A 24109-nucleotide genomic window follows, 5' to 3' on the forward strand; every position below is an offset into this window, starting at 1 on the left:
CAAAGCCGGTTCAGCCGAGCCGCGCGATAGTGCCTGCCAGAGCGGGAAGCCTTTCCGCTCCGGCACAAGGAGACATCACGATGTTTCGCACGCTCGCTTCTGCCGGCCTCATCGCTGCCGCCGCGCTCGGGATCAGCGCGGCATCGCCCAGCAAGGCCGAGGCCGGCGTCCTGATCCAGCAGGCCTATTATGACGGCCCCGGCTATGGCTGGCGTGCGCCGCCGGCCTATGGCTACTGGGGCGTGCCGCGCTGGCGGCGCTACTACGAGGGCCCGCGCTTCTACGGCCCGCCGCCCCCGCCGCGCCACTATTACCGCTGGCGCGGTGGCTGGTGACCTTTGAAACCCAGTGGAGCGCGGCGCGTCACTCCGCCGCGCTCTTCTGCGTGTAGCCGAGGCGCTGGTTGAGCTCTTCCAGCAGCTTCTCGGCCGCATCGGCGATGACGGTGCCCGGCGGGAAGATCGCGCTGGCGCCGGCCGCGATCAGGGCGTCGAAATCCTGCGGCGGGATCACGCCGCCGACGACGATCATGATATCGGGCCGGCCGGCCTTGGCGAGCGCAGCCTTGAGTTCGGGCACCAGAGTCAGATGCCCGGCGGCCAGCGAGGATACGCCGACGATGTGGACGTCGTTCTCGACTGCCTGACGTGCCGCCTCCTCCGGAGTGGCGAAGAGCGGGCCGATATCGACGTCGAAGCCGAGATCGGCGAAGGCCGAGGCGATCACCTTTTGGCCGCGATCGTGCCCGTCCTGGCCCATCTTGGCGACGAGGATGCGCGGGCGGCGCCCGTCCGCTTCCTCGAAGGCCTCGCACATCAGCTGCACGCGCGTCACGGCAGGGTTCATCTCGCCGACCTCCCGCTTGTAGACGCCCGAGATCGCCTTGATCTCGGCGCGGTGGCGCCCGAAGACCTTCTCCATCGCCAGCGAGATTTCTCCCACTGTGGCCTTGGCCCGTGCCGCCTTGACGGCGAGGTCGAGGAGGTTGCCGTCGCCCTGCGCGCCATTGGTGAGGGCGGTGAGGGCGGCTTGCGTCTCGGCCTCGTTGCGCTCCGCCTTGAGCCGCCGGAGCTTGTCGAGCTGCTGGGCGCGGACCGAGGCATTGTCGACCTTGAGGACGTCGATCGCCGCCTCGTTCTCCGGCTTGAAGATATTGACGCCGATGATCGATTGCTGGCGGCCGTCGATGCGCGCCTGCGTCTTGGCGGCGGCCTCTTCGATCCTGAGCTTGGGGATGCCGGCCTCGATCGCCTTGGCCATGCCGCCCAGCTTCTCGACTTCCTGGATATTGCCCCAGGCCTTGGCGGCGAGCTCGGCGGTCAATCGCTCGACATAATAGGAGCCGCCCCAGGGATCGATGATCCGGTTGGTGCCGCTCTCCTGCTGCAGCACGATCTGGGTGTTGCGGGCGATCCGGGCGGAGAAGTCGGTCGGCAGCGCCAGGGCCTCGTCGAGCGCGTTGGTGTGCAGCGACTGGGTATGGCCCTGCGTCGCCGCCATCGCCTCGATCATCGTGCGCGGCACATTGTTGAACACGTCCTGTGCGGTCAGCGACCAGCCCGAGGTCTGGCAATGGGTGCGCAAGGGCAGCGACTTCTCGTTCTGCGCCCCGAAATCCTTGACCAGCTTGGCCCAGATCAGCCTGGCGGCCCGCAGCTTCGCCACCTCCATGAAGAAGTTCATGCCGATGGCCCAGAAGAAGGAGAGCCGCGGCGCGAAGACGTCGACGCCTAACCCTGCCCGTTGCCCGGCGCGGATATATTCGACCCCGTCGGCGAGGGTGTAACCGAGCTCGAGGTCCTGCGTCGCTCCGGCCTCCTGCATGTGGTAGCCGGAGATAGAGATCGAGTTGAACTTCGGCATGTTCGCCGAGGTGTAGGCGAAGATGTCGCCGATGATCCGCATCGAGGGCGAGGGCGGGTAGATATAGGTGTTGCGGACCATGAACTCCTTGAGGATGTCGTTCTGGATAGTCCCCGAGAGCTTGGCCGCCGGCACGCCCTGTTCTTCTGCCGCGACGATGTAGAGCGCCAGCACCGGCAGGACCGCGCCGTTCATCGTCATCGACACGCTCATCTGGTCGAGCGGGATGCCGGAGAACAGCGTGCGCATGTCGTAGATCGAGTCGATCGCGACGCCGGCCATGCCGACATCGCCGCCGACGCGCGGATGGTCGCTGTCATAGCCGCGATGGGTGGCGAGATCGAAAGCGACCGAAAGGCCCTTCTGGCCGGCGGCGAGATTTCGCCGATAGAAGGCATTCGAATCCTCGGCCGTGGAGAAGCCGGCATATTGCCGGATCGTCCAGGGCTGATTGACGTACATCGTCGGGTAGGGACCGCGCAGATAGGGCGCGATGCCCGGCAGCGTGTTGACAAAGGGCAGGCCGTCGCGGTCGGCGGCGGTGTAGAGCGGCTTGACCGGAATGTCTTCCGGGGTTTGCCAGAGTTCGCCTGCGGCCTGGGGGGCGGCCGCGCCGGCCGCATCGTCGGCGAAAGCGAGCTTCGTGAAATCCGGGATCGCGGTCATGGCTTGCTCCCGTCTGGCCTGTCCCACCAATGGTGGAAATGATGCACCGGTCCGTGGCCGCGGCCAACCTTGACCGCGTCCGAGGCCGCGATCGCGGCCGATATGTAGCGTTTCGCCAGCGCCACCGCCTCGTTGAGGGCGATGCCATGGGCGAGGCCCGAGGCAATCGCCGACGACAGCGTGCAGCCGGTGCCATGCGTGTTCTTGGTGGCGATGCGCGGCGCGACCAGGCGCTCGCGCCGGCCATCCTTGCCGATCAGGATGTCGACGCTGTCGTCGCCGCTGCCGTGGCCGCCCTTGACCAGCACATTGGCCGGGCCGAGCGCCAGCAGCGCCTCGGCCTGCTCAGCCGCGGCATCCTCGGTCTCAGCCATGGCAGTACCGAGCAGCGCCGCCGCCTCGGGCAGGTTCGGCGTGACGATCGTGCAGAGCGGCAGCAGGCGACGCTTCAGCGCCTCGATCGCATCTTCCTGCAGGAGTCGCCCTCCTGAAGCCGCGATCATAACCGGGTCGAGCACGATGTTCTTCGCGTTGTGGCGTTCGAGCCCATCAGCGACGGTCTCGATCAGCTCGGCGGTGGCGAGCATGCCGATCTTGACCGCATCGACCGAAAGGTCGTCGAAGACGGCGCCTAGCTGCGCGGCGACGAAATCGGCCGGCACCGGATGGATCGCAGTGACCGCGGTGGTGTTCTGCGCGGTCAGCGCGACGATGACGCTGGCGCCATAAACCTGATGCGCCGCGAAGGTTTTGAGGTCGGCCTGGATGCCGGCGCCGCCGCTGGAGTCGGAGCCGGCGATGGTGAGGGCGATCGGCATGCCTATCCCTTGCTCGTGCTGACTGGGGATATGGCGATCGCCAGCGCATCCTGCAGCACGGCGATGGCGTCGCAGCCGGCGAAGATGAAGTTCGTCACCCCGGCCTCGCGCAGTGCGGCCTCCTGTTCACCGGGACGGCCGGCGAGCCAGACCGTCGCGCCGGCTGCCGTCAGCGCTGCCGCAGCGGCTACTGCCTCGGCGGCATAGCTCTCATCCGAGCCGCAGAGGCAAGCGAGCTTCGCGCCAGAAGCGCGGAAGGCTGCGACCAGCGCGTCGAGATCGGTCGCGCCGGCCTTGGCGAAGCCGTCGCCGGAGGGCGCAGCGATGCCGCCGGCCTCGAACAGATTGCGGGCGAAACCGGAGCGGGCGGTGAACCCTGCGATCGGGCCCAGCGTCGCGAGGAACGCCTTCGGCCGCTCGCCGGCGGCTTGCGCGATATCGGCGCTGGCGCGCAGCGCCTCGAACGGCTCGGCCAAACGGATGCTCGGCAGGGCCTCGACAGTGATCGCAGCACCGGTCGCGTCGTTGCCGGGCATGGGGGGCGGCGGAGCCAGCACCGAAACCGAGGCTTCCGACAGATTCGGAAATTCGCTCGTGCCGGTGATTGGCTCGCGTCGGGTTGCAATCGCCTTTGCCCGGGCGTCGCGCTCGCGCGCCAGCCCCTTCTGGATATGGCCGTTGGCGAGCGCGCCGACGATCCCAGTCAGGCCATCGGCGCTTTCCGCCTCAAGGTCCTGGAACTTGCGCCAGCCCTGCTCGCACAGCGCCTGCGTCAACGCCTCGAAGCCACCGGCTCCGGCCGCCGGATCGGCGACGCGCCAGAGATTGGCTTCTTCGAGCAGGATCAATTGGGTGTTGCGGGCGATGCGCCGTGCGAAGCCGTCGGGCAGGCCGAGCGCCGCGGTGAAGGGCTGGACGCCGATCGAATCGGCGCCGCCGACGCCCGCCGAGAAGGCGGCGATCGTGCCACGCAGCAGATTCACCCATGGATCGCGCCGGGTCAGCGAGCGCCAGGCCGTCTCGGCATGAATGAAGACGGGTTTGGGTTCAAGTCCGCAGGCGCGCTGCACCCGGTCCCAGAGCAGGCGTGCGGCCCGCAGCTTGGCGACTGTGACGAACTCGTCGGCATCAGCAACAAGGGTGAAGGAGATGGCGTCGCGCGCCTCGGCGAGCGGGATGCCCTGCGCTTCCAGCAGGCGCAGATAGGTCACGGCTGTCGCCAGGACGGCGCCGAGTTCCTGCGCTTCGGTCGCGCCGGCCTCGTGCCAGGTGCGGCCGTCGGCGGCGAGGAAGGGGCCGGTGAAGCCGCGCGCCTTCAGATTGCCGATCGTCTCCGTGATGCGCTTGCCGAGCTCTGGCAATGGCACCGCGAGTGAACCGGAGCTGGCGAGCACGCCGATCGGCTCCATGCCGAAATCGATCTGGAGCGAGGAGGGTGCGTGGCCACGCTTGTCGACAAGATCAGCCAGCAGCAACGCATGCTTGCGGCCACCGGGAGCCGGGTCGAGGCGCAGGCGGACGAGATCGAGCATGACACCGTCGAGGGTGGCGTCGAGAGCATCTACAGAGGTCGCGTTGAGCCCGAAGCCGCGCGCCGCGGGAGCGCCGGCGAAACTCAGGCTGAGGGAATCGGCGCCGCCTTCCAGCTCGGCGAGGGCGAGCCTTGCTGCTTCAGCCGTATCAGGGTGATCGATGCGGGCCGCGACGCGCCAGCGCCCAGCCTCGGCGCGTAAGGGGCGTGCGCCTCCCTCTGCCGCGGCTTCGTAAAGCGGTTCGATCCGGACACCGTCCGCCGTCCGCCCGACCAGCTTCTTCTCGAAATCGGCGCCCTTCAGTACCTTGTCGACAGCGGCGCGCCACTGCGCTTCGCCCGGGGTGGCGAATGCGTCCATGAAGGGCAGATCGGCGAGGACTGTCGAGGTCATCAGCAGCGAACTCCTTGCACGCGTTCCTCCCGCCATTCCTGTCGGGCGATGAAGCACACGCCAGTTGGCGGCCCATTGTGCAACCGCGAAGTCCTGATTGCCATGGCTCGGCGCGAACGCAAATGCCCCCTTGGTCGGAAAGCCGTGCCGAAATGCGCAACCCCGCGACAGGGAACTCCTATGCCCGCAAACGAAAACGCCACCCGGTAGGGCGGCGTTCCGGAAATTCGTGAGGGTTGGGTCGGCTCAGACGAACTGGCCGAGGCCCGGGATGGCGCCGACGATCGCGCCCATGGTGTCCTCGCCTGCCTTCTCGCGACCGACCGCGAACATCTCCTTCGAGACACTCTGGATCTGGCCCATCGACAGGCCGGCCCCCATCAGCTGGCCGCCGAGCGCCATCACGCCGCCGCCACCGCCCATCAGGCCGCCGATCGCGCCCATCAGGCCGCCCTTGGCGCCGCCTTCGGCCTCGGCCAGCTCCTGCGCACCCGGCAGCGCCGCCATCAGCTGGCCGATCTCGGCCGCGGGACCTTCCTTCTGCAGGAACGCGAGGATGATGCCGATCGCCTTCTTCGCCAGCGACTCGTCGAGGCCGGAAGCGGCCATGATGCGGGAGATCAGTTCTTCCATCGTGCGGTCCTCTTATGACGAGCTTGCTGGTGCTCTCAAGATAGTTTACACATAAACTATCTCGGATGGAAGCGATCTTCATGCTTCCGCCCAACGTTTCGGTTCGCTACACCCTGTCTACGACCTTATGGCAACGGAACAGGCGCGACCATGGCGGATGACGGCACGATCCTGATCGGCAAGAGCGAGAAGCCGGAGGTGCTGCTGCTCAAGCTCGCCAACCGCCACGGGCTGGTGACCGGCGCGACCGGCACCGGCAAGACTGTGACATTGCAGGTTTTGGCGGAAGGTTTTGCCAGGCACGGGGTGCCAGTCTTCGCCGCGGACATCAAGGGTGACCTGTCCGGCATCGCCGCGCCCGGCAATTCCAAGCCGCCCTTCGTCAAGCGCGCCGAGGAGCTCGGGCTGAAATACGAGCCCGACCAGTTCACCACCGTGTTCTGGGACGTGTTCGGCGAGCAGGGCCACCCGGTCAGGGCAACGATCTCGGAGATGGGGCCGCTTTTGCTGGCGCGCCTGCTCGATCTCAACGACACCCAGGAAGGCGTGCTCAACATCGCCTTCCGCATTGCCGACGAACAGAAGCTGCTGCTGCTCGACCTCAAGGACCTGCGCGCGATCCTCGCCTTCATCGCCGAGAACGCCCAGGAGCTGACGACTAAATACGGCAACGTCACCTCCGCCTCGGTCGGCACGATCCAGCGCGCTCTGCTCGTGCTGGAGAACCAGAAGGGCGACCTGTTCTTCGGCGAGCCGGCGCTCGACATCAACGACCTGATGAAGACCGATCGCGACGGCCGCGGCATCGTCAACATCATGGCCGCCGACAAGCTGATGGCCAATCCCAGGCTCTACGCCACCTTCCTGCTCTGGCTGCTCTCTGAACTGTTCGAGCAGCTGCCGGAGGTCGGCGACCTCGACAAGCCCAAGCTCGTCTTCTTCTTCGATGAAGCGCATCTACTCTTCAACGGCGCGCCCAAGGCACTGCTCACCGCGGTCGAGCAGGTCGTGCGCCTGATCCGCTCCAAGGGCGTCGGCGTCTACTTCGTCACCCAGAACCCGCTCGACATCCCCGACACTGTGCTGGCCCAGCTCGGCAACCGCGTCCAGCACGCGCTGCGCGCCTTCACCCCGCGCGACCAGAAGGCGGTTCGGGCTGCCGCCGAGACCTTCCGGCAGAACCCCAAGATCAACACCGAGCAGGCGATCACCCAGCTCGCCGTCGGCGAGGCCCTGGTCTCGACGCTGGAGGGCAAGGGCTCGCCGACCATGGTCGAGCGCTGCCTGATCGCCCCGCCGATGGCGCAGGTCGGTCCGATCACGCCGCAGGAGCGGGCGCAATGCATGCGCGACTCCGGCTTCACCGGCAAATACGACACCATGGTCGACCGGGAGTCGGCCTATGAGGCGCTGATGAAGCGCAAGGGGATGAATGCCGAGGGCTCGCCGGTCGAGGCCTCCACGGACGGTGGCGGCGGCATCCTCGACACGATCGGCGGCTGGCTCGGCGGCCCGAAGGAGCGCCCGAAGACCGGCCCGGGCAGCCGCGGCGGGCCGCTGCCGCAGAGCATGGCCGAGAAGATCATAACCTCGGCGGCGCGCTCGGCCGCGACCTCGATCGGCCGCCAGGTCGGCAACGCGATCCTGCGCGGCGTGCTCGGGAGCCTCACCGGCGGGCGGCGGTAGCGAGCACAATTGCCGCATCTGGTAATTGTCATTCAGGTGCATTACATTTTGCTCCTGAAGGGAGTTTTAGCATGGCCTCGAATGCCTTGGTGCAGGCGCGTATCGACGCCGACGTGAAGGACCGCGCGACGGCGGTCCTTGAAGGGATGGGGCTCACCGTCTCGGATGCTGTGCGCATTCTGCTGACCCGCACGGCGAACGAGGGCGCATTGCCGCTCGAGCTCGTCAGCACCAGCGATGCACATGATGCCTGGTTCCGCGCGAAGGTGCTGCAGGCCCTGGCGGATGAACGCTCCGACATCGATGACGCCGAGGCCGAAGCCCGCTTCGCAGAGCGGCGCGCGGCCGCCTATCGCAAAGCTGGTGGCAAGGCGTGAGCAGGCTGGTCTGGGCGCCATTCGCCCTGGCCGATCGTGACGAGATCTTCAGCTATATCGAAGCCGATAGTCCGAAGGCAGCTGCGGAGGTCGATGAACGGATTGCCTCTGCGGCGCGTCGGCTGCTTCGGTTTCCAGAAAGTGGCAGGCCGGGCAGGGTCGCCGGCACCCGCGAACTGATTGTTCCGCGCACGCCCTATATCGCGGTCTATGCGGTGACTGCCGACAAGATCCGCATTCTTCGCGTCCTGCACGGTGCCCGGATGTGGCCTGATGACATGGATGAGGCGTAGGACGCTTTCACGATGCACGCCGCCATGCGCACGGACGGCTGGCATCCGGCGCGCGACTGGGCATGATGGCGCCACCGGAATCAGCCTCCAGTGAGCGCCATGTCCCAGCTTCCCGCAGTCCTCTCCCGCCTCGATGCCGATCTCGACGCTTCGCTGGTCCGCTTGTCGTCCTGGCTCGAAATCCCGTCGATCGGGACCGATCCGGCCTTCAATGCGCAGACGCGCCAGGCAGCCGAATGGCTGCGCCTTGATCTGGAAGGCCTCGGCTTCAAGGCCGAGCTGCGCGAGACTGGCGGCCATCCCGTCGTGCTGGCGCATCGCCCGAAGCCCGGCGCGCCGCATGCGCTGTTCTACGGCCATTACGACGTCCAGCCGGTCGATCCGCTGGAGCTGTGGGACAACGATCCGTTCAAGCCGGTCGTCAAGGAGATCGAGCCGGGGCGCAAAGCGATCCTCGCGCGCGGCGCCTGCGACGACAAGGGGCAGGTGATGACCTTCATCGAGGCGATCCGGGCCACGCTCGCCGAGACCGGCGACCTGCCGATCGGTCTCACCATCCTGGTCGAGGGCGAGGAGGAATCCGGCTCGGTCAACCTGCCGGGCTTCATCAAGGCCAATGCCGCCGAGCTGAAGGCCGATTTCGCGCTGGTCTGCGACACCGGTATGTGGGACCGCGTCACGCCGCTGATCACCTCGACCCTGCGCGGCATGGTCTATCAGGAGGTGCGCCTGAGCGCCGCCGACCGCGACCTTCATTCAGGCCTGTTCGGCGGTGCCGCCGCCAACCCGATCCATGTGCTGACCAAGATCATCGCCGAGATCCATGACGAGACCGGCCGGATCACCATCCCCGGCTTCTATGACGGCGTGCACGAGCCGACCAATGCACAGAAGGCCGAATGGGCCGATCTCAACCTGACCGAGAAGGAATTCCTCGGCCAGATCGGGCTGAAGCATTCGGTCGGCGAGAAGGGCCGCATGCTGATCGAGCAGATCCAGTCGCGCCCGACCTGCGACGTCAACGGCATCTGGGGCGGCTATACCGGCGAGGGCTCGAAGACCGTCATCCCGGCCAAGGCCTCGGCCAAGGTTTCCTTCCGCCTCGTCGGCGACCAGGACCCGGAGAAGATCGCCGCTGCCTTCCACCAGTTCGTGCGCGAGCGCCTGCCGGAGGATGTGACTGCCGAGTTCATCAGCCATTCCGGCTCGCCGGCGCTGGCCGTGCCGGTCGATTCACCCGTCCTGCAGAAGGCGCGCAAGGCTCTTGCCGAGGAATGGGGCGGCCGCGTCGTCTCGATCGGCAGCGGCGGCTCGATCCCCGTCGGCGGCGACTTCAAGCGCACGCTCGGGCTCGATACGCTGTTCGTCGGCTTCGGACTAGACGACGACCGCGTCCATTCGCCGAACGAGAAGTACGATCTGTCCTCCTTCCACAAAGGCCAGCGCTCCTGGGCCCGCATCTTGCAAGCACTCGCCTCATGAAATCCGTCTGTGTCTTCTGCGGCTCGAGCCCGGGCCATGATCCCGTCCATGCCGAAGGCGCCCGCGCCATGGGCACGGCCATCGCCCGGCGCGGCCTGACGCTGGTCTATGGCGGTGGCGCCGTCGGCCTGATGGGCATCGTCGCCAATGCCGCGCTCGAAGCCGGCGGCGAGGTCCATGGCGTGATTCCCCGCGCCCTGCGCGAGAAGGAGGTCGGCCACAACAAGCTGACCCGGCTCGAGGTGGTCGAGACCATGCACATCCGCAAGGCTCGCATGGCCGAGCTTTCCGACGGCTTCATCGCCATGTCTGGCGGCATCGGCACCTTCGAGGAGATTTTCGAGATCTGGACCTGGAGCCAGCTCGGCATCCACGGCAAGCCGCTCGGCTTCCTCAACATCGACGGCTTTTACGACGCGCTCGGCGTCTTCCTCGACAATACGACGAAGGCCGGCTTCATGTGGCAGGCCCATCGCGACATGGCGATGATGGAGACCGATCCGGCGGCGCTGCTCGACAAGATGGAGGCCTACAAGCCGCAGACCCAGATCAAATGGGTGGAGAAGACGGAGGTTTGATTGCCTTCCGCAGGATAGGAATTTTGTCCTTGACATCGTGACGCTGATCGGGTAGAGATCAGGAACGCTCACGAAGTGTGCCTGAGACGAACGAAGCCGCCGCGCTCCCAGCCGGCGGCTTTTGCATGTCCGGGCCGAGCCGAGGGTTCCGATGACCGACGAGAGTGACGAGACCGCCCCGGTTCGGCCGGCGGCGAAGCGCAAGCCTGCACCGCGTGGCCGCAAGACCGTGATCGGCAAGCTCTGGAAGGCGGCGCAGACGCAGCTCGAAGCGCATGAGGCGCATCTGGCCGAACTGCCGGCCGGCTCGGCGGCGAGCGAGGCCGACGCCAAGACGCTGGCGACGCTAGCCCGCACCGTGCGCGAGCTGGTCGCGCTGGATTCAGCCGCCGCGGGGGAGGGAGGAAAGTCCGAGGATGAGCCCAGCCCCGCCGAAGGATTACGCCGGGTCGCTGAACTGCGGCGAGAGCTGGCACGACGCATGGAACGCCTTATCGCCGATCATACAGGCGAAGCTGTTCCTCAAGCTGCTGCCGGACCTGACGCCGGAGCTGGTTAGGCTCGCCGATCAGGAGTGGACCTACTACGGACGGCCTGACCAGAAATCCCCCCGCCTGCCGCCCTGGTGGACCTGGCTCGTTCTCGGTGGACGCGGCGCCGGCAAGACCCGGACCGGGGCCGAGTGGGTGAAGGGCATGGCTCTGGGACTGGCCCCGATCGCGAGTGAGCCCGTTGGCCGCATCGCCCTCGTCGGCGAAACGCAGGCGCAGGTTCGCGACGTGATGATCGAGGGCGTCTCCGGGCTGCTGGCGATCCATCACCGCTGGGAGAAGCCGGTCTGGTCGCCATCGCGGCGCCGGCTCGAATGGGGCAATGGCGCGATCGCGCAGGTCTTCACCGCCGAGGATCCGGAAGGACTGCGCGGGCCGCAATTCGGCGCCGCCTGGTCCGACGAACTGGCGAAATGGCCGAACCTTCAGGAGACCTGGGACATGCTGCAACTCGGCCTGAGGCTCGGTAACCAGCCGCGTCAGGTGGTGACGACGACGCCGCGGCCACTGCCGCTGATCAAGCGCCTGCTCGATGATCCCAGAGTCGCCGTCAGCCGGGCGGCCACCCGGGCCAACCGCTTCAACCTGGCACCGAGCTTCCTCGACAGCGTGAGCCAAGCCTATGGCGGCACAAGGCTTGGCCGCCAGGAACTGGAAGGCGAGATCGTCGAGGAGAGCGCCGATGCGCTGTGGAGCCGGGCGCTGATCGAGGGATGCCGCGAGCGCGACGCGCCGCAACTGGCGCGGATCGTCGTCGCGATCGATCCGCCGGCCTCCTCGTCGAAACGGGCCGATAGCTGCGGGCTCGTCGCCGCGGGGATCGATCGCGAAGGTATCGGCCATGTGCTGGCGGATGCGACGCTCGCCGGAGCGAAGCCGCATGAGTGGGCGGCGGCGGCCGTCGCGCTCTATCGCCGGCTGGAGGCCGACGCGCTGGTCGTCGAGGTCAACCAGGGCGGCGAGATGGCGACAAGCGTCATCCGGGAGGTCGATCCGGGCGTGCCGGTAACGCCGGTTCGGGCCTCGCGCGGAAAATTCCTGCGCGCCGAGCCGGTGGCCGCGCTCTATGCGCAGGGCCGGGTACGGCATGCCGGCGCCTTTCCGGCGCTGGAAGACGAAATGTGCGATTTCGGCCCGACCGGGCTGAGCTCCGGTCGCTCGCCCGATCGGCTCGACGCGCTGGTCTGGGCGCTGACGCATCTGATGCTCGGGCCGAAGGGCCGGCCGCGGGTGAGGGGGCTCTAGCACCCCACCGTCGCAACAACAGCGAGAAACCCATGCTCAATTTCCTTCGCAACCTGCGCGGCCCTGCCGCGCCGGAACAGAAGCGCTCGCGTGTCGGGCCGCTGATCGCCCTGCACGAGGCCGGCCGCCCGGTCTGGACGCCGCGCGACTATGGCGCCCTCGCAAGGGAGGGCTACCAGCGCAATCCGGTGGTGCATCGCTGCGTCCGATTGATCGCCGAGGCGGCGGCGCAGGCCCAGCTCATCGCCAAAGTCGATGGGCGCGAGATGCCGGAGCACCCGGCGCTGGCGCTGATCGAGCGGCCCAATCCGCGCCAGGGCGGCATCGCTTTCCGCGAGATGCTCTACGGCCATCTGCTCGTCGCCGGGAATGCTTATGTCGAGGCGGCGAGCATCGGCCGCGAGCCGCGCGAGCTCTATGCGCTCCGGCCCGACCGGATGCGGGTCGTGCCCGGCCGTGACGGCTGGCCCGAGGCCTATGACTATACGGTTGGCGCGCAGACCATCCGTTTCCGCCAAGACGAGGGCGCGCTGCCGCCGATCCTGCATCTGTCGCTGTTCCATCCGGTCGACGACCATTACGGCCTCTCGCCGGTCGAGGCAGCCGCCTGCTCGCTCGACGTCCACAACGCCGCCGGTGCCTGGCACAAGGCGCTGCTCGACAACGCGGCCAGGCCCTCCGGCGCACTGGTCTATGACGGGCCGGAAGGCGGCACGCTGACCGAGGCGCAGTTCGAGCGGCTGAAGCAGGAGCTGGAAGACGGTTTCCAGGGAGCGCGCAATGCCGGGCGCCCGCTGCTTCTCGAAGGCGGGCTCGACTGGAAGCCGCTGTCGCTGTCGCCGGCCGAGCTCGACTTCGTCGCCGCCAAGGGCGTCGCTGCGCGCGAGATCGCGCTCGCCTTCGGGGTGCCGCCCTTGCTGCTCGGCCTGCCTGGCGACAACACCCATGCCAATTTCGCCGAGGCCAACCGCGCCTTCTGGCGCCAGACGCTGATCCCACTCGTCAGGCGCACGGCGCAGTCGCTGGCGCAATGGCTTGGCCCCGCCTTCGGCGATGCGCTCGTGCTCGAGCCCGATCTCGATGCGGTCGAGGCGCTGGCAGACGAGCGGGAATCGCTCTGGCGGCGGGTCTCCGCTGCCGGCTTCCTCAGCGAGGACGAGCAGCGCGAGGCGGTCGGCTATGGCCGCCGGGAGGTGCCGTCATGAACCCGTTCGACGCAGCCGCGGCAGGGATCGTCGCACGCGGCGATCTTGGCCATCTCGCCCTGCTGCTCTGGGCCTTCTGCGCCTCGGGGCTCGCGCTGTTTTCCCTGCGCGAGCTGATCGCCGCCAACCGGCGCTTCGACGAGTTCGTCCGCGAACTCGCCCGGTTCAACGCCCGCTATGAAGGAGGGGATTCATGAGCAAGACCGGTGGCAAAGCGCCGCCCAGGCCGGCTCCGGCAACTGTGAGATCGGGCGCGGCCGCGCCGCGCCCCGGCCGCCAGCCGCGCGAGGTATTCGGCCGCTTCTTCGAGACGCTGGGACAGCTCGATACGAATGGTCGCGGCGGGCGGGGAGGGGTGCGATGACAGCCGTTACGCCCCGCTATCCCGCACTGGCGCGCGAAGCCAAGTTTCTGGCGCAGCCGCTGGCCCGGATCGAGCCGGACGGTGCTTTCGAGGGCTATGCCAGCCTGTTCCGCATCGCCGATCTCGGCAAGGACGTGGTCGAGCCCGGCGCCTTCCGCGACAGCCTCGGCCGCCGGGGAGCCGGCGGCATCCGGATGCTCTGGCAGCATGATCCGACACAGCCGATCGGCCGCTGGCTCGAGCTGCACGAGGATTCGCGCGGCCTTTATGTCCGGGGCCGGCTCTCGCTCGCCGTGGCGCGGGCCCGCGAGCTGCATGCGCTGATGCGCGACGGCGCCGTCGACGGGCTCTCGATCGGCTTCCGCTCGCAGCGCGCTCGCAACGAGCCGCGCAGCGGCTTGCGCCGGCTGGAGAGGGTCGACCTCTGGGAGATCTCGCTCGTCACCTTCCCGATGCTGCCGCAGGCAAGGGTCAGCGCCGTCAAGGCGTTGCGCACCCCCTGCCGTGCCGCCTTTCCCTGAAGATTAACCTGAAGCCGCTTGAACCACAGGAGATTCCATGACTGCGCTGAACAAGGCTCCCGAGACCAAGGCGACCGGCGAGACCGCCGCCATTTATGACGATCTGCGCTATACGCTGGAGGCCTACCGCGCCACCAATGACGAGCGCCTGGCCGAGCTCGAAACCCGCATGGGCGGTGACGTGCTGACGGGCGAGAAGCTCGCTCGCCTCGATGATGCGCTCGACGAGACCCGCCGCCGGCTCGACCGGCTGAGCCTCGACAGCCGCCGCCCGGCGTTGGGTGCGAGCGAGGAGCGCGATCCGGCGGTGGCCGAGCACAAGGCCGCCTTCGCGGCTTACGTCCGCCATGGTGAGGCCACGGGGCTGAAGCGGCTGGAGGCGAAGGCGCTCTCGGCCGGTTCCGGCCCGGATGGCGGCTATCTCGCGCCGTCCACGGTCGAGGGCGAGATCCTGCGCCGCCTGGCCACCGTCTCGCCGATCCGTTCGATCGCCACGGTGCGCACCATCTCGTCCGGCACCTACAAGAAGGCGTTCTCGACCACCGGCCCGGCTTCCGGCTGGGTGGCGGAGACGGCGGCGCGTCCGCAGACCGGCACGCCGACGCTGGCCGAGCTCTCCTTCCCGGCGATGGAACTCTACGCCATGCCGGCGGCGACGCAGACCCTGCTCGATGATGCCATCGTCGACATCGACCAGTGGATCGCCGAGGAGGTCGAGAGCGCCTTCGCCGAGCAGGAGGGCGCCGCCTTCGTCACCGGCGACGGCGTCGACAAGCCCAAGGGCTTCCTGGCCTATCCGACGGTTGCGGATACAAGCTGGAGCTGGGGCAATATCGGCACGCTCAAAACCGGTGTCGCCGGGGCATTCGCTGCCTCCAACCCGTCCGACATCCTGGTCGATCTCGTCTATGCGCTGAAGGCGGGCTATCGCCAGAACGCCAGCTTCGTGATGAACCGCAAGACGCAGGCCGCGGTGCGCAAGTTCAAGGACTCGACCGGCCAGTATCTCTGGCAGCCGCCGGCCGCGGCGGGGGCGCAGGCAACGTTGCTCGGCTTCCCGGTCGTGGAGGCCGAGGACATGCCGAACGTCGCGACGGACTCGGTCTCGATCGCGTTCGGCGACTTCCGCCGCGGTTATCTCGTCGTCGACCGGGCGGGCGTGCGCATCCTGCGCGATCCCTATTCCGCCAAGCCGCATGTGCTGTTCTACACGACCAAGCGCGTCGGCGGCGGCGTGCAGGACTTCGCCGCGATCAAGGGGCTGAAGTTCTCGGCCTGAGTGCCCGTTTCGGCTGCGTCAGCGGCCGAACCACCAGCTGTAGCTGGCGCTCGGGCGTGCGTTCTCGCCCGCCTGGCGCGGCTCGTCGCCGTAGTTGAGCAGGCGTTCGCTCGCCTCGGCGATCCAGGCGCGATGATCGTTGATCGGGGTGATCGCGGTGAAGCCGCCGCAGATCATCTTGACGCGGGAGCTCAGCGGCCCGCTCGACCAGGAAACGATGCCGACGAGATCGCGCGATCCGGGCGGTCCACGCAAGACCGGCCCGCCGGAATCGCCGCGGCAGGCGCCGGCACCGAGGATCTCGCCACGGTTCTCGGTATCGACCGCGACCTTGACCGTGTTGGCGGTGGTGTAGTTGCCGGCGTTGACCAGGGTGACTTCGCGCAGCGTGCGCGCGGACTTCTTGTTCGTCTCCGAGGCGAGGCCGAAGCCGGCCATGGTCACGGTCTCGCCCTGCCACAGGCCGCTGCCAAGCGTCAGCGGCTGGATGTCGGCCGGCAGCGGCGTGGCGAGGCGCAGAAGCGCGAGGTCCGCACCCGGCTGGGTGCGTGGCGTCGTGCCGGGCACGAAGGTCGGGTGCGGCAGTACGGCCGCGACGGCATGCGTGCGGTTGCGGAAGCGCTTGTCGAGGCTGATCACGCGGACCGATCCGCCGGTCATCAGGCAATGCGCCGCCGTCAGCACGAGTTCGGAGGAGATCGCAGCGCCCGAGCAGAGCTCGCCGCGGCTGGTCTCGACCCGCAAGGTCGAGGCGCGCACGCCGTCGACTGCTCGGGACTGCACGCCGCCGATCACCGCTTGGGCCGGCGCAGTCATCTGCAGGCCCGCGCAAAAAGCGATTGCGACAGTCGCGGCGCGCTTCGAAGAGGTCATGGTCGAGGCCATCATTGCCATGGTGCCAGTCTAGGGTTTGCTGCGGCGCAGTCCAGTGCTCTTCGCAGCGCCGCCTATCAAGGTGTGCCGGTCCAGTCGGCGCTCTCGCCCCAGCCGGCCAGCGTCCGGTCGATCCAGGCGCGTTGCGGAGCGACCAGCACGCCCTGACTGAGCAGGCCGCATTGCTTGCCGGACGGGCCGGTCGACCAGCTGGAGACGGCGACGACGCCGTCCGAGCCTGCGACGATCGGTCCACCTGAATCGCCCTGGCAGGCGCCGGCGCCCGGCCGCTTGCCGCCGGTCGCAGGGTCTGACGCCCACAGTAGGATCTTGCCGGGGCCGTAGGGCTCAACGGTGGCGAGTGCGGCCGAGCGGTAGGTGCCGGTCGTCTTCGCATCACCCTCGCGGGCGACACCATAGCCTGACAACGTCACCGGCGAGCCGGCGCGCGGCAGGCCGCCATCGACGAGCGTCGCGGTCGAGAAGCGTCCCGGCAAAGGCGCGCCGAGCCTGACCAGGGCAAGGTCGATCGAGCGCTGCCGGTTCGTGACGGATTTGGCGTTGAACTCGGGGTGCAGCGCGATCGCCGCCGGCTCAACCAGCATCGGCTCGCCGCCTTCGCGCCAGTGGATGCGCAGATCGACGCGGGAGTCGGCGCAATGGGCGGCGGTGAGGATGGCGCGGCGTGACAGCACGATGCCGGTGCAGACGCCGCCGCGCGCATTGAGAACCATCACGGTCGCGCCGGCGACAGGCCCGCCTTCGCGCCCACCGACCACGGCCGAGGCGGGGCAGGCTGCGGCAAATGCCGTCGCCAGGGCCGCCAGTGCAATCGCCGTTCTGCCACGCATCGACCTGTCTCCGCTGTCGGGCCGGGCTCGATAGCGCATCAACGACGCCGATCAATCCGGAAAAGAGGAGAGGCCATGACGCCGATTGCCCTGACGCCGCCGGCCATCGAGCCGGTCTCGCTGTCGGAAGCCAAGGATTTCCTGCGCATCCTCACCGCTGACGAGGACGAACTGCTCGGTACTTTGATCACGGCGGCCAGACTCATGGTCGAGGCGGCGTCCGGCCGTCTGCTGATCGAGCAGGTCTGGCGCATCGTCCTCGACGCCTGGCCGCAGGGTGGCGATATCCGCTTGCCGCTCTCGCCGGTGCGCAGCCTCCCGGTGGCACGCGTCTATCCCGCGAGTGGTCCGTCAGAAGCTGTTGTATCGTCTTCGCTGACGCTGGCCGAAGGCTCCGACCCGCCGCTGATCAGGATTGCAGGTCCGGTCCCGGCACCCGGCCGTGCACATGCTGCGATCGAGATCGATCTCGTCGCCGGCTTCGGCCCGACGCGTGACACGGTGCCGGCGCAGCTGCGACAGGCGGTGCTTCGGTTGGCCTGCCGCTGGTTCGAGCATCGCGGCGACGTGGTCAGCCGCGATGCGATGCGGCTGCCGACCGAGATCGCTGCGCTGGTCGCCCCGTTCCGCCGCGTGAGGCTGTGATGACCAGGGAGGTCGGTAAAGGCCGCCCTGTCGGTGCCTTGCGCCGTCGCCTGCTGCTGGAGGCGCCTGTCGAGACGCCGGACGGCGCAGGCGGGCGGCTCATCGGCTTCGAGACCGTTGCTGCGGTCTGGGCCCAGGTCGAATGGCTTTCGGGGAATGAACGCTGGCGCGGCGAGCGGCCCGAGCAGGCGGTGAGCCACCGCATCACCCTGCGCTGGCGTATCGGCGTCGATGCCGGCCAGCGCCTGCGGGATGGCAGCCAGGTCTTCGACATCCGCGCGGTCGGCGATCCCGATGGCGGCCACCGGCGCCTGATCTGCCTGGTCGAGGAGGTCCGCCGATGAGCGACGCCATCCTGCCGCTGCGGCGCGCCATCCATGCGCATCTCTCGGTTGACGCCGAGCTGACGGCGCTGATCGGGGCCGGCCGCATCCATGACGAGCCGCCGCGCGCCGCGAGCGGGCTCTACGTCGTCCATGGCGAGGTCACGGCCGAGGATTGGTCGACCGGGAGCGATCGGGGCTGCGAGCAGAAGCTTTCGCTCGTCGTCTGGGCCGGGGAGAGCGCCTCCTCGCGCAAAGCGCTCGAGGCGGCGGCGCGCATAGTCGCGAGCCTCGAAGGCGCAGTGCTCGTGCCGGAGGGCCACCGGCTGGCCAACCTGACCTGGCTGTCCTCGAAGCTCGCCCGCGATCCCAAGACCCATCTGCCGACGGTGACGGCGATCGCGCGGGCCGTGGCGCGCGGCAACCGCGCGCTCTGAGGCAAGCCTCATGACTGGACAGGGAGAGGCGTCATGAGCGGCTTCCATGAGGTGCGCTTTCCCGCGGGGATCGCGCGCGGCGCCCGCGGCGGGCCGGAGCGGCTGACCCAGGTGGTGACGCTGGCCTCGGGCCGCGAGGTCCGCAACAGCCGCTGGGCCCATTCCCGCCGGCGCTACGATGCCGGCTTCGGCATCCGCACGCTCGATGCCCTGGCCGAGGTCGTCGCCTTCTTCGAGGAGCGGCGCGGGCGGCTCTATGGGTTCCGCTGGCGCGACCGGCTCGACTGGAAGAGTTGCGCCCCGTCGGCGACACCTGCGGCGAGCGACCAGCAGATCGGCATCGGCGACGGCGCCACACGGGTCTTCCAGCTCTGCAAGCTCTATGGCGGCCTGCACGCGCCCTATGACCTTGTGCTCGATCGCAACGGCCAGCCCTTCGAATTGCGCCGCGCGCAGGAGAGCGAGCTGCCGCGCGAGTTGCGCCTCGTTCATATCGACGGCAATAACGACTACCGCCAGGCGACGGCGCGCTCGCGCCGCCTTGCCGGGGCCGCGCGGCGGGAAAATGCCGTCGAGCTCCCGATGGTCACGCGCCGGGCCGAAGGGCAACGGCTTGCCGATCAACGGCTGCAGGAGATCTGGGCCGGCCGCGAAACGCTCGAACTGGACCTGTCGCCGCGTTGCATCGACCTCGAGGCGGGCGACGTCGTCTCCCTGGAGGTGGCCGGCCAGCCGCGCCTGTTCCGGCTGACGCGCATCAGCGATGGTCCGACGCGACGCGCCGATGCGCGTTCGGTCGAGCCTGCGATCTATCGCGGTGCGGCGTCGGGAGCGGCAGAGACGCGCCCGCCGAAGGTGACGCCGCGGATCGCCGGCCGGCCGGATGCACTGATCCTCGACCTGCCGATCCCGCGGGAAACGCCGCCGCCTTTGCAGTCCCTCGCAGCCTTCGCCGATCCCTGGCCCGGCGGGCTCGCAATCTGGCGCGCCACCGATGGCATGCCGTTCGCCCTGGCTGGCATCGTCGCGGCCCCCTCGATCATGGGCGAGACCTTGACCACACTGAGGCCCGGTCCCCTCTGGCGGACCGATCGGCATGCCTTCGTCGATGTCCGTCTGCGTGGCGGTGGTCTTGCCTCGGTCGCAGCGGAAGAGGCGCTCGCCGGCGCCAACGCGCTCGCCTTCATCGATCCTGCCGGGCAGGTCGAGATCGTGACGGCGGCGCGGGTCGAACTGATCGGCGCACGGACATTCCGGCTGTCGCAGATGGTGCGTGGGCTCGGCGGTTCGGAGGTAGCGGCGGCGCGGACATTGGCGGCTGGAGCGCGCGTGGTTGTCCTCGACGGCGCGGCGGTCGCACTGACCACGAGCCTCGACGATGTCGGCCGGCATCTGCGCTACCGGATCGGGCCGCCCAATGCCGATGTCGCGTCGGCCTCGATGCGCGAGCTCTCCGCCACTGTCGGAACAGCAGCGCTGCGGCCACTTGCCCCGGTGCGCCCGCGCGCCAGGCGCCTGCCGTCCGGCGTCGCCTTGAGCTGGGTTCGGCGCAGCCGCGTCGGCGGTGATTCCTGGGAAGCGGTCGAGGTCCCGCTCGGCGAGGAGATCGAGCGCTATCGCGTCACGATCCGCGCCGGCGACGAGGTCATCAGGATCATCGATGTCGGCGCACCGACAGTGCTCTATGAAACCGCCCAGGAACTCGCCGATTTCGGCAGCGCCCAGGCTGTGCTGGACGTCGAATTGGTGCAACTCAGCATTGTTGCCGGTGTCGGCCTTTCCCGGCGTGGACACATCGCCGTGCGCTGAGCTAGCCTCACGCCGATGTTCATGGCGCATTCACGCATGCCGGGCTAGCCCAATGGCGATGATGCTGCTCGACCCCAACGTCGCGATTCTCGCGCTTGTGACCGCGACTGCCTCGCCGGTGGAACCGGTCGATGCGGCGCCGCCAATCGCGTGCCTGTCAGCTCAGGAAACGCGCGAGGCGGTGTCGGATGGCAAGGTCATGCAGCCGGCGGTGGCCTCCCGCCATGCCCGCGAGGCGGCGCCTGGCGAAGTCCTGCGGATCAGGCTCTGCCGCCAGGGCGACGAGTTCGTCTATGTGGTGACGACGATGAAGCGCGACGGCCGCGTCGCCCGGGTCACGCTCGACGGCGCCTCCGGCAAGGTGGCGGATATCCGCTAGTTCCGCTATTTCCCGTTCCTGATCCGCCAATCGGAGAAAAGCCGCCGTGCGATTGCTCGTCGTCGAGGACGACAAGGACCTCAACCGCCAGATCGTCAATGCGCTGGAGAATGCCGGCTATGCCGTCGACAAGGCGCTCGACGGTGAGGAAGGCCTCTATCTCGGCGAGACCGAGCCTTATGACGCGGTGATCCTCGATCTCGGCTTGCCCAAGGTCGACGGCGTCGCCGTGCTGCAGGGGTGGCGCCGGGCGGGCAAGACCATGCCGGTGCTGATCCTGACGGCGCGCGACCGCTGGAGCGACAAGGTATCCGGTTTCGACGCCGGCGCCGACGACTATGTCGTAAAGCCCTTCCACATCGAGGAACTGCTGGCTCGCGTTCGCGCGCTGCTGCGCCGTGCGGCCGGCCATGCGACAGCCGAGCTGATCTGCGGCCCTGTTCGCCTCGACACCCGTGCCAGCCGCGTCGTCGTCGACGGCAACCCGGTCAAGCTCACCTCGCACGAGTACCGGTTGCTTGCCTATCTGATGCACCATCAGGGCCGCGTGGTCTCGCGCACCGAGCTGGTAGAGCATCTCTACGACCAGGATTTCGACCGCGATTCCAACACGATCGAGGTCTTTGTCGGCCGCCTGCGCAAGAAGCTCGGCGTCGACGTCATCGAGACCGTACGCGGCCTCGGCTATATCGCTGCCGCGAAAGCCTGAGGGGCGCCATGCCGGTCACGCGGCAGCGCTTCTCGCTCGGCGCGCGGCTCTTCATTTCGGCTGCGATCTGCTGCGCGCTGGTGCTGATCCTCGCCGGCTTCGGCCTTACGACCTTCTATCGGCGGACGGCCGAACGCGGCTTCGACGAGCGCCTCAGCGTCTACATCAAAGAACTGGTCGCCGACCTCGCCGCGCCACCCGAGGCCGAGCGCCAGGCGATCGGCGATCTCGGCGAGCCGCGTTTCGACCTGCCGCTTTCCGGCTGGTACTGGCAGATCATCAGGCTCGACGGCGAGCGTCCGAGCGTGCGCACCTCGCGCTCGCTGGTCGGGGGGCAATTGCCGAAACTGCTCGATCAGAATCTGCAGCCGAATCCGCGCGGCCTGCGCGAGAGCTATATCTCGGGGCCGGACGAGCGGCGTCTGCGCGTGCTCGAACGGGAGATCGATGTCGGCGAGGATGGCCGCTTCACCGTAGGGGTCGCCGCGCCCGCCGACGAGATCGAGGGCGATATCCGCGATTTCCGCTTCGCCCTGACTCTGACCTTCCTCTTCCTCGGGCTCGCCCTTGTCGCCTCGACGATCGCCCAAGTGCGCTTCGGCCTGCGTCCACTGGCGCGTTTGCGCTCGGCCGTCGGCACAGTGCGTACCGGCGAGAGCACCCGCATCGCCGGGCGCTATCCGCCCGATCTCGCCCCGCTTGCGGGGGAGCTCAACCAGCTCATCGATGCCAATCGCGAGATCCTGGAGCGCGCCCGCACCCAGGTCGGCAATCTCGCCCACGCCCTCAAGACGCCGCTCAGCGTGATGCAGAACGAGGCCGAAGCCAGCCAGGGCGTCCTTGCCCAGACAGTCCGCCATCAGACCGCGATCATGCGCGACCAGGTCCAGTACTATCTCGACCGGGCCCGGGCCGCGGCCTTGTCGGGCGCGCTCGGCGGCATCTGCGAGATTTCTCCCTCGCTCGACGCGCTGATCCGTACCTTCGAGAAGATCGCGCAGGGCAGGGCGATCGAGGGCAGCCACACCGTGCCCGCCAGCGTCCGCTTTCGCGGCGAAAAGCAGGATTTCGAGGAGATGCTCGGCAATCTCCTCGACAACGCCTTCAAATGGGCGCGTACCGAAGTCCAGGTCAGCCTGGTACCGGAAGCGCAGGCACCGGAAGGGCGCCTCGTGCTGCTGATCGACGATGACGGGCCCGGCCTGCCCGACGAGGCGATGGCCGAGGTCCTCAAGCGCGGCCGAAGGCTAGACGAGACGACGCCGGGCTCGGGACTTGGCCTCTCGATCGTGGTCGATCTCGCCAAGCTTTATGGCGGCGGTCTCTCGCTGGAGCGTTCGCCGCTCGGTGGCCTCCGCGCCCGTCTCGTCCTGCCGGCGGTCTGACGTCGCATTGCCCGCGTGACCCTTTGTCGCCATCTTCGGACATGAACAGGCACCTTCGAACGGTTATGAACGGCGAATGCTGATCTGGATCATCTTCGCGGCCATGACGGGGGCTGCGGTCATGGCGGTGCTCTGGCCGCTCGGCCGCCGGGCGCCGGCACTCTCCGCCGACACGGCCGGAGCGACCGCGCTTTACCGGGCCCAACTCGCCGAGATCGATCGCGATCTTGGCCGGAAGCTGATCGGTGCCGCCGAGGCCGAGGCGGCCAAGGCCGAAGCCGCGCGCAGGCTTCTGCGCGAGACGGCATCGGAGACCGTTCCCGCCGGTGAGAGCGAGCCGGCGCTGCGTCGGCGCCGCGCAGCGTCCGCCATCGCGCTGTCCTGCGTACCCCTGCTGGCCCTGCTGGTCTATGGCGCCTATGGCTCGCCGACGGTTCCCGATCAGCCGCTCGCGGCGCGGATGCAGGGCAATCCGGCAGAGGATTTCGAGCTGGCGCTGGCGCGGATCGAGGCGCATCTCGCCGCCAATCCGACCGACGGCAAGGGCTGGAACGTGCTTGCCCCGGTCTATCTCCGCCAGGGCCGCTTCGAGGATGCCGCGAAGGCCTTCGCCAATGCTGTCCGCTACGACGGTGCGACGACCGAGCGGCTTGGCGGCCAGGCCGAGGCCCAGATTCTCGCTGCCGGCGGCGTCGTCACCGCGGCTGCACGTGAAAGCCTCGCCGAGGCGCTGAAGCTCGATCCGGCCAATCCGCGCGCCCGCTTCTTCATGGCGATCGCGCAGGAGCAGGATGGGCAGGTGCCGGCCGCGATCGCGTCGCTCAAGGCTCTGCTCGCCGACGCGCCGGCCGATGCCCCCTGGACGGCGACCGTACGGGCTCGCCTCGAAGGACTGGAACGTTCCTTCCCACCGTCCGACGCGATCGCGAGCCTGCCCGAGGCCGAGCGTATGGGTGCGATACGCGGCATGGTCGACGGCCTCGCCGCGCGGCTCGCCGAAGGCGGCGGCAGCCTCGCCGACTGGTCTCGGCTGATCCGCTCGCAGGCCGTCCTGGGAGATCGCGCGGCGGCGCAGAGATCGCTCTCTACAGCGCGCCAGCGCCTGAGCTCCGATCAGTCGGCGTCATCTGCCCTTGACGGCCTGCGCAGCGAACTCGGCCTGCAGGAGGCGTCGCGATGACCGTCCAGGCCGGTATCCCTGCCTCGCCCCCG

26 protein-coding genes are annotated in these 24109 nt (G+C 68.5%); 20 read left to right on the forward strand and 6 right to left on the reverse strand.

From position 1 onward, the window contains the following. Positions 1 to 80: 80 nt before the first annotated feature. Entirely contained in the window at positions 81 to 335 is a 255-nt protein-coding gene (locus CXY91_RS06010) for a hypothetical protein (protein ID WP_100959686.1), read from the forward strand. A 28-nt stretch (positions 336 to 363) separates the two neighbouring features. Here CXY91_RS06010 and scpA read toward each other — a convergent pair whose 3' ends face one another. From scpA to CXY91_RS06030, 4 genes are all read right to left on the reverse strand, one after another. Then, on the reverse strand, positions 364 to 2529 hold the full coding sequence (scpA, locus tag CXY91_RS06015) for a methylmalonyl-CoA mutase (RefSeq protein ID WP_100959687.1): 2166 nt from the start codon (positions 2527 to 2529) through the stop codon (positions 364 to 366). Further along, positions 2526 to 3353 (reverse strand): bifunctional hydroxymethylpyrimidine kinase/phosphomethylpyrimidine kinase, encoded by an 828-nt coding sequence (gene thiD / locus CXY91_RS06020; RefSeq protein WP_282569363.1) that lies wholly within the window; start codon positions 3351 to 3353, stop codon positions 2526 to 2528. The genes scpA and thiD overlap by 4 nt, the downstream gene beginning before the upstream one ends. Next, positions 3350 to 5272: a methylmalonyl-CoA mutase subunit beta gene (locus CXY91_RS06025; RefSeq protein ID WP_248307376.1), complete on the reverse strand. Its 1923-nt coding sequence runs from the start codon at positions 5270 to 5272 to the stop codon at positions 3350 to 3352. The genes thiD and CXY91_RS06025 overlap by 4 nt, the downstream gene beginning before the upstream one ends. A 246-nt stretch (positions 5273 to 5518) precedes the next feature. Continuing rightward, positions 5519 to 5905, reverse strand: coding sequence for a hypothetical protein (locus CXY91_RS06030; protein WP_100959689.1), 387 nt, complete (start codon positions 5903 to 5905; stop codon positions 5519 to 5521). A 150-nt stretch (positions 5906 to 6055) separates the two neighbouring features. Here CXY91_RS06030 and CXY91_RS06035 point away from each other — a divergent pair, with 150 nt between their 5' ends. From CXY91_RS06035 to CXY91_RS06080, 11 genes are all read left to right on the forward strand, one after another. After that, positions 6056 to 7591 (forward strand): helicase HerA-like domain-containing protein, encoded by a 1536-nt coding sequence (locus CXY91_RS06035; RefSeq protein ID WP_091831041.1) that lies wholly within the window; start codon positions 6056 to 6058, stop codon positions 7589 to 7591. A gap of 71 nt (positions 7592 to 7662) precedes the next feature. Then, positions 7663 to 7968: a type II toxin-antitoxin system RelB/DinJ family antitoxin gene (locus CXY91_RS06040; protein WP_091831039.1), complete on the forward strand. Its 306-nt coding sequence runs from the start codon at positions 7663 to 7665 to the stop codon at positions 7966 to 7968. Then, positions 7965 to 8261, forward strand: a complete 297-nt coding sequence (locus CXY91_RS06045) for a type II toxin-antitoxin system RelE/ParE family toxin (RefSeq protein WP_100959690.1) — start codon at positions 7965 to 7967, stop codon at positions 8259 to 8261. The genes CXY91_RS06040 and CXY91_RS06045 overlap by 4 nt, the downstream gene beginning before the upstream one ends. 99 nt (positions 8262 to 8360) lie before the next feature. Beyond that, a complete protein-coding gene (locus CXY91_RS06050) occupies positions 8361 to 9743 on the forward strand; it encodes a M20/M25/M40 family metallo-hydrolase (protein ID WP_100959691.1) in 1383 nt (460 codons plus the stop codon). After that, a complete protein-coding gene (locus tag CXY91_RS06055; RefSeq protein ID WP_091831033.1) occupies positions 9740 to 10321 on the forward strand; it encodes an LOG family protein in 582 nt (193 codons plus the stop codon). Before CXY91_RS06050 ends, CXY91_RS06055 begins: the two co-directional genes overlap by 4 nt. Positions 10322 to 10472: 151 nt before the next feature. Further along, positions 10473 to 10880 (forward strand): hypothetical protein, encoded by a 408-nt coding sequence (locus tag CXY91_RS30835; protein WP_248307377.1) that lies wholly within the window; start codon positions 10473 to 10475, stop codon positions 10878 to 10880. Then, complete coding sequence (locus CXY91_RS06060; protein WP_465246842.1) at positions 10822 to 12117, forward strand: DNA-packaging protein; 1296 nt, start codon at positions 10822 to 10824, stop codon at positions 12115 to 12117. Before CXY91_RS30835 ends, CXY91_RS06060 begins: the two co-directional genes overlap by 59 nt. Positions 12118 to 12149: 32 nt before the next feature. After that, positions 12150 to 13322 (forward strand): phage portal protein, encoded by a 1173-nt coding sequence (locus CXY91_RS06065; RefSeq protein WP_100959693.1) that lies wholly within the window; start codon positions 12150 to 12152, stop codon positions 13320 to 13322. Beyond that, the gene (locus tag CXY91_RS06070; protein WP_100959694.1) at positions 13319 to 13519 is read left to right on the forward strand and encodes a hypothetical protein; all 201 of its coding nucleotides are present in this window, start codon (positions 13319 to 13321) and stop codon (positions 13517 to 13519) included. The genes CXY91_RS06065 and CXY91_RS06070 overlap by 4 nt, the downstream gene beginning before the upstream one ends. A gap of 163 nt (positions 13520 to 13682) precedes the next feature. After that, a complete protein-coding gene (locus tag CXY91_RS06075; protein WP_100959695.1) occupies positions 13683 to 14207 on the forward strand; it encodes an HK97 family phage prohead protease in 525 nt (174 codons plus the stop codon). Positions 14208 to 14244: 37 nt separating this feature from the next. Further along, a complete protein-coding gene (locus tag CXY91_RS06080; RefSeq protein ID WP_100959696.1) occupies positions 14245 to 15486 on the forward strand; it encodes a phage major capsid protein in 1242 nt (413 codons plus the stop codon). An 18-nt stretch (positions 15487 to 15504) separates the two neighbouring features. Here the strand turns inward: CXY91_RS06080 and CXY91_RS06085 are convergent, their stop codons facing one another. Together CXY91_RS06085 and CXY91_RS06090 are read right to left on the reverse strand one after the other, a co-directional pair. Further along, positions 15505 to 16302, reverse strand: coding sequence for a S1 family peptidase (locus CXY91_RS06085; protein ID WP_244543726.1), 798 nt, complete (start codon positions 16300 to 16302; stop codon positions 15505 to 15507). Between the two features lie 134 nt (positions 16303 to 16436). After that, complete coding sequence (locus tag CXY91_RS06090) at positions 16437 to 17210, reverse strand: S1 family peptidase (protein ID WP_100959697.1); 774 nt, start codon at positions 17208 to 17210, stop codon at positions 16437 to 16439. Between the two features lie 75 nt (positions 17211 to 17285). Between CXY91_RS06090 and CXY91_RS06095 the strand changes: the two genes are divergently transcribed. The 8 genes from CXY91_RS06095 to ccmI all read left to right on the forward strand — a co-directional run bounded on the left by CXY91_RS06095 (position 17286) and on the right by ccmI (position 24077). Continuing rightward, positions 17286 to 17855 carry a head-tail connector protein gene (locus CXY91_RS06095; RefSeq protein WP_100959698.1) on the forward strand — a complete coding sequence of 190 codons (570 nt, stop codon included), beginning with the start codon at positions 17286 to 17288 and terminating at the stop codon, positions 17853 to 17855. Beyond that, positions 17855 to 18199 carry a phage head closure protein gene (locus tag CXY91_RS06100; RefSeq protein ID WP_100959699.1) on the forward strand — a complete coding sequence of 115 codons (345 nt, stop codon included), beginning with the start codon at positions 17855 to 17857 and terminating at the stop codon, positions 18197 to 18199. The genes CXY91_RS06095 and CXY91_RS06100 overlap by 1 nt, the downstream gene beginning before the upstream one ends. After that, positions 18196 to 18615 (forward strand): DUF3168 domain-containing protein, encoded by a 420-nt coding sequence (locus CXY91_RS06105; RefSeq protein ID WP_100959700.1) that lies wholly within the window; start codon positions 18196 to 18198, stop codon positions 18613 to 18615. Before CXY91_RS06100 ends, CXY91_RS06105 begins: the two co-directional genes overlap by 4 nt. A 33-nt stretch (positions 18616 to 18648) precedes the next feature. Beyond that, a complete protein-coding gene (locus tag CXY91_RS06110) occupies positions 18649 to 20424 on the forward strand; it encodes a phage distal tail protein, Rcc01695 family (protein WP_100959701.1) in 1776 nt (591 codons plus the stop codon). A gap of 52 nt (positions 20425 to 20476) precedes the next feature. Then, complete coding sequence (locus CXY91_RS06115; protein WP_091830998.1) at positions 20477 to 20803, forward strand: PepSY domain-containing protein; 327 nt, start codon at positions 20477 to 20479, stop codon at positions 20801 to 20803. Positions 20804 to 20849: 46 nt separating this feature from the next. Next, entirely contained in the window at positions 20850 to 21512 is a 663-nt protein-coding gene (locus tag CXY91_RS06120; RefSeq protein WP_091830995.1) for a response regulator transcription factor, read from the forward strand. A gap of 8 nt (positions 21513 to 21520) precedes the next feature. Next, positions 21521 to 22897, forward strand: coding sequence for a sensor histidine kinase (locus CXY91_RS06125; protein ID WP_091830993.1), 1377 nt, complete (start codon positions 21521 to 21523; stop codon positions 22895 to 22897). Between the two features lie 76 nt (positions 22898 to 22973). Further along, on the forward strand, positions 22974 to 24077 hold the full coding sequence (gene ccmI, locus CXY91_RS06130) for a c-type cytochrome biogenesis protein CcmI (RefSeq protein ID WP_100959702.1): 1104 nt from the start codon (positions 22974 to 22976) through the stop codon (positions 24075 to 24077). Positions 24078 to 24109 lie beyond the last annotated feature (32 nt).

The sequence above is a fragment of the Allobosea sp. FBZP-16 genome, from assembly GCF_002831785.1.
GTDB lineage: Bacteria > Pseudomonadota > Alphaproteobacteria > Rhizobiales > Beijerinckiaceae > Allobosea > Allobosea lupini.

Coding starts and splice junctions, on each gene's coding strand:
- CXY91_RS06010 (WP_100959686.1), top strand. CDS start 81: ATGTTTCGCACGCTCGCTTCTGCCGGCCTCATCGCTGCCGCCGCGCTC.
- scpA (WP_100959687.1), bottom strand. CDS start 2,529: ATGACCGCGATCCCGGATTTCACGAAGCTCGCTTTCGCCGACGATGCG.
- CXY91_RS06025 (WP_248307376.1), bottom strand. CDS start 5,272: ATGACCTCGACAGTCCTCGCCGATCTGCCCTTCATGGACGCATTCGCC.
- CXY91_RS06030 (WP_100959689.1), bottom strand. CDS start 5,905: ATGGAAGAACTGATCTCCCGCATCATGGCCGCTTCCGGCCTCGACGAG.
- CXY91_RS06035 (WP_091831041.1), top strand. CDS start 6,056: ATGGCGGATGACGGCACGATCCTGATCGGCAAGAGCGAGAAGCCGGAG.
- CXY91_RS06040 (WP_091831039.1), top strand. CDS start 7,663: ATGGCCTCGAATGCCTTGGTGCAGGCGCGTATCGACGCCGACGTGAAG.
- CXY91_RS06050 (WP_100959691.1), top strand. CDS start 8,361: ATGTCCCAGCTTCCCGCAGTCCTCTCCCGCCTCGATGCCGATCTCGAC.
- CXY91_RS06055 (WP_091831033.1), top strand. CDS start 9,740: ATGAAATCCGTCTGTGTCTTCTGCGGCTCGAGCCCGGGCCATGATCCC.
- CXY91_RS30835 (WP_248307377.1), top strand. CDS start 10,473: ATGACCGACGAGAGTGACGAGACCGCCCCGGTTCGGCCGGCGGCGAAG.
- CXY91_RS06065 (WP_100959693.1), top strand. CDS start 12,150: ATGCTCAATTTCCTTCGCAACCTGCGCGGCCCTGCCGCGCCGGAACAG.
- CXY91_RS06070 (WP_100959694.1), top strand. CDS start 13,319: ATGAACCCGTTCGACGCAGCCGCGGCAGGGATCGTCGCACGCGGCGAT.
- CXY91_RS06075 (WP_100959695.1), top strand. CDS start 13,683: ATGACAGCCGTTACGCCCCGCTATCCCGCACTGGCGCGCGAAGCCAAG.
- CXY91_RS06080 (WP_100959696.1), top strand. CDS start 14,245: ATGACTGCGCTGAACAAGGCTCCCGAGACCAAGGCGACCGGCGAGACC.
- CXY91_RS06085 (WP_244543726.1), bottom strand. CDS start 16,302: ATGACTGCGCCGGCCCAAGCGGTGATCGGCGGCGTGCAGTCCCGAGCA.
- CXY91_RS06090 (WP_100959697.1), bottom strand. CDS start 17,210: ATGCGTGGCAGAACGGCGATTGCACTGGCGGCCCTGGCGACGGCATTT.
- CXY91_RS06095 (WP_100959698.1), top strand. CDS start 17,286: ATGACGCCGATTGCCCTGACGCCGCCGGCCATCGAGCCGGTCTCGCTG.
- CXY91_RS06100 (WP_100959699.1), top strand. CDS start 17,855: ATGACCAGGGAGGTCGGTAAAGGCCGCCCTGTCGGTGCCTTGCGCCGT.
- CXY91_RS06105 (WP_100959700.1), top strand. CDS start 18,196: ATGAGCGACGCCATCCTGCCGCTGCGGCGCGCCATCCATGCGCATCTC.
- CXY91_RS06110 (WP_100959701.1), top strand. CDS start 18,649: ATGAGCGGCTTCCATGAGGTGCGCTTTCCCGCGGGGATCGCGCGCGGC.
- CXY91_RS06115 (WP_091830998.1), top strand. CDS start 20,477: ATGGCGATGATGCTGCTCGACCCCAACGTCGCGATTCTCGCGCTTGTG.
- CXY91_RS06125 (WP_091830993.1), top strand. CDS start 21,521: ATGCCGGTCACGCGGCAGCGCTTCTCGCTCGGCGCGCGGCTCTTCATT.
- ccmI (WP_100959702.1), top strand. CDS start 22,974: ATGCTGATCTGGATCATCTTCGCGGCCATGACGGGGGCTGCGGTCATG.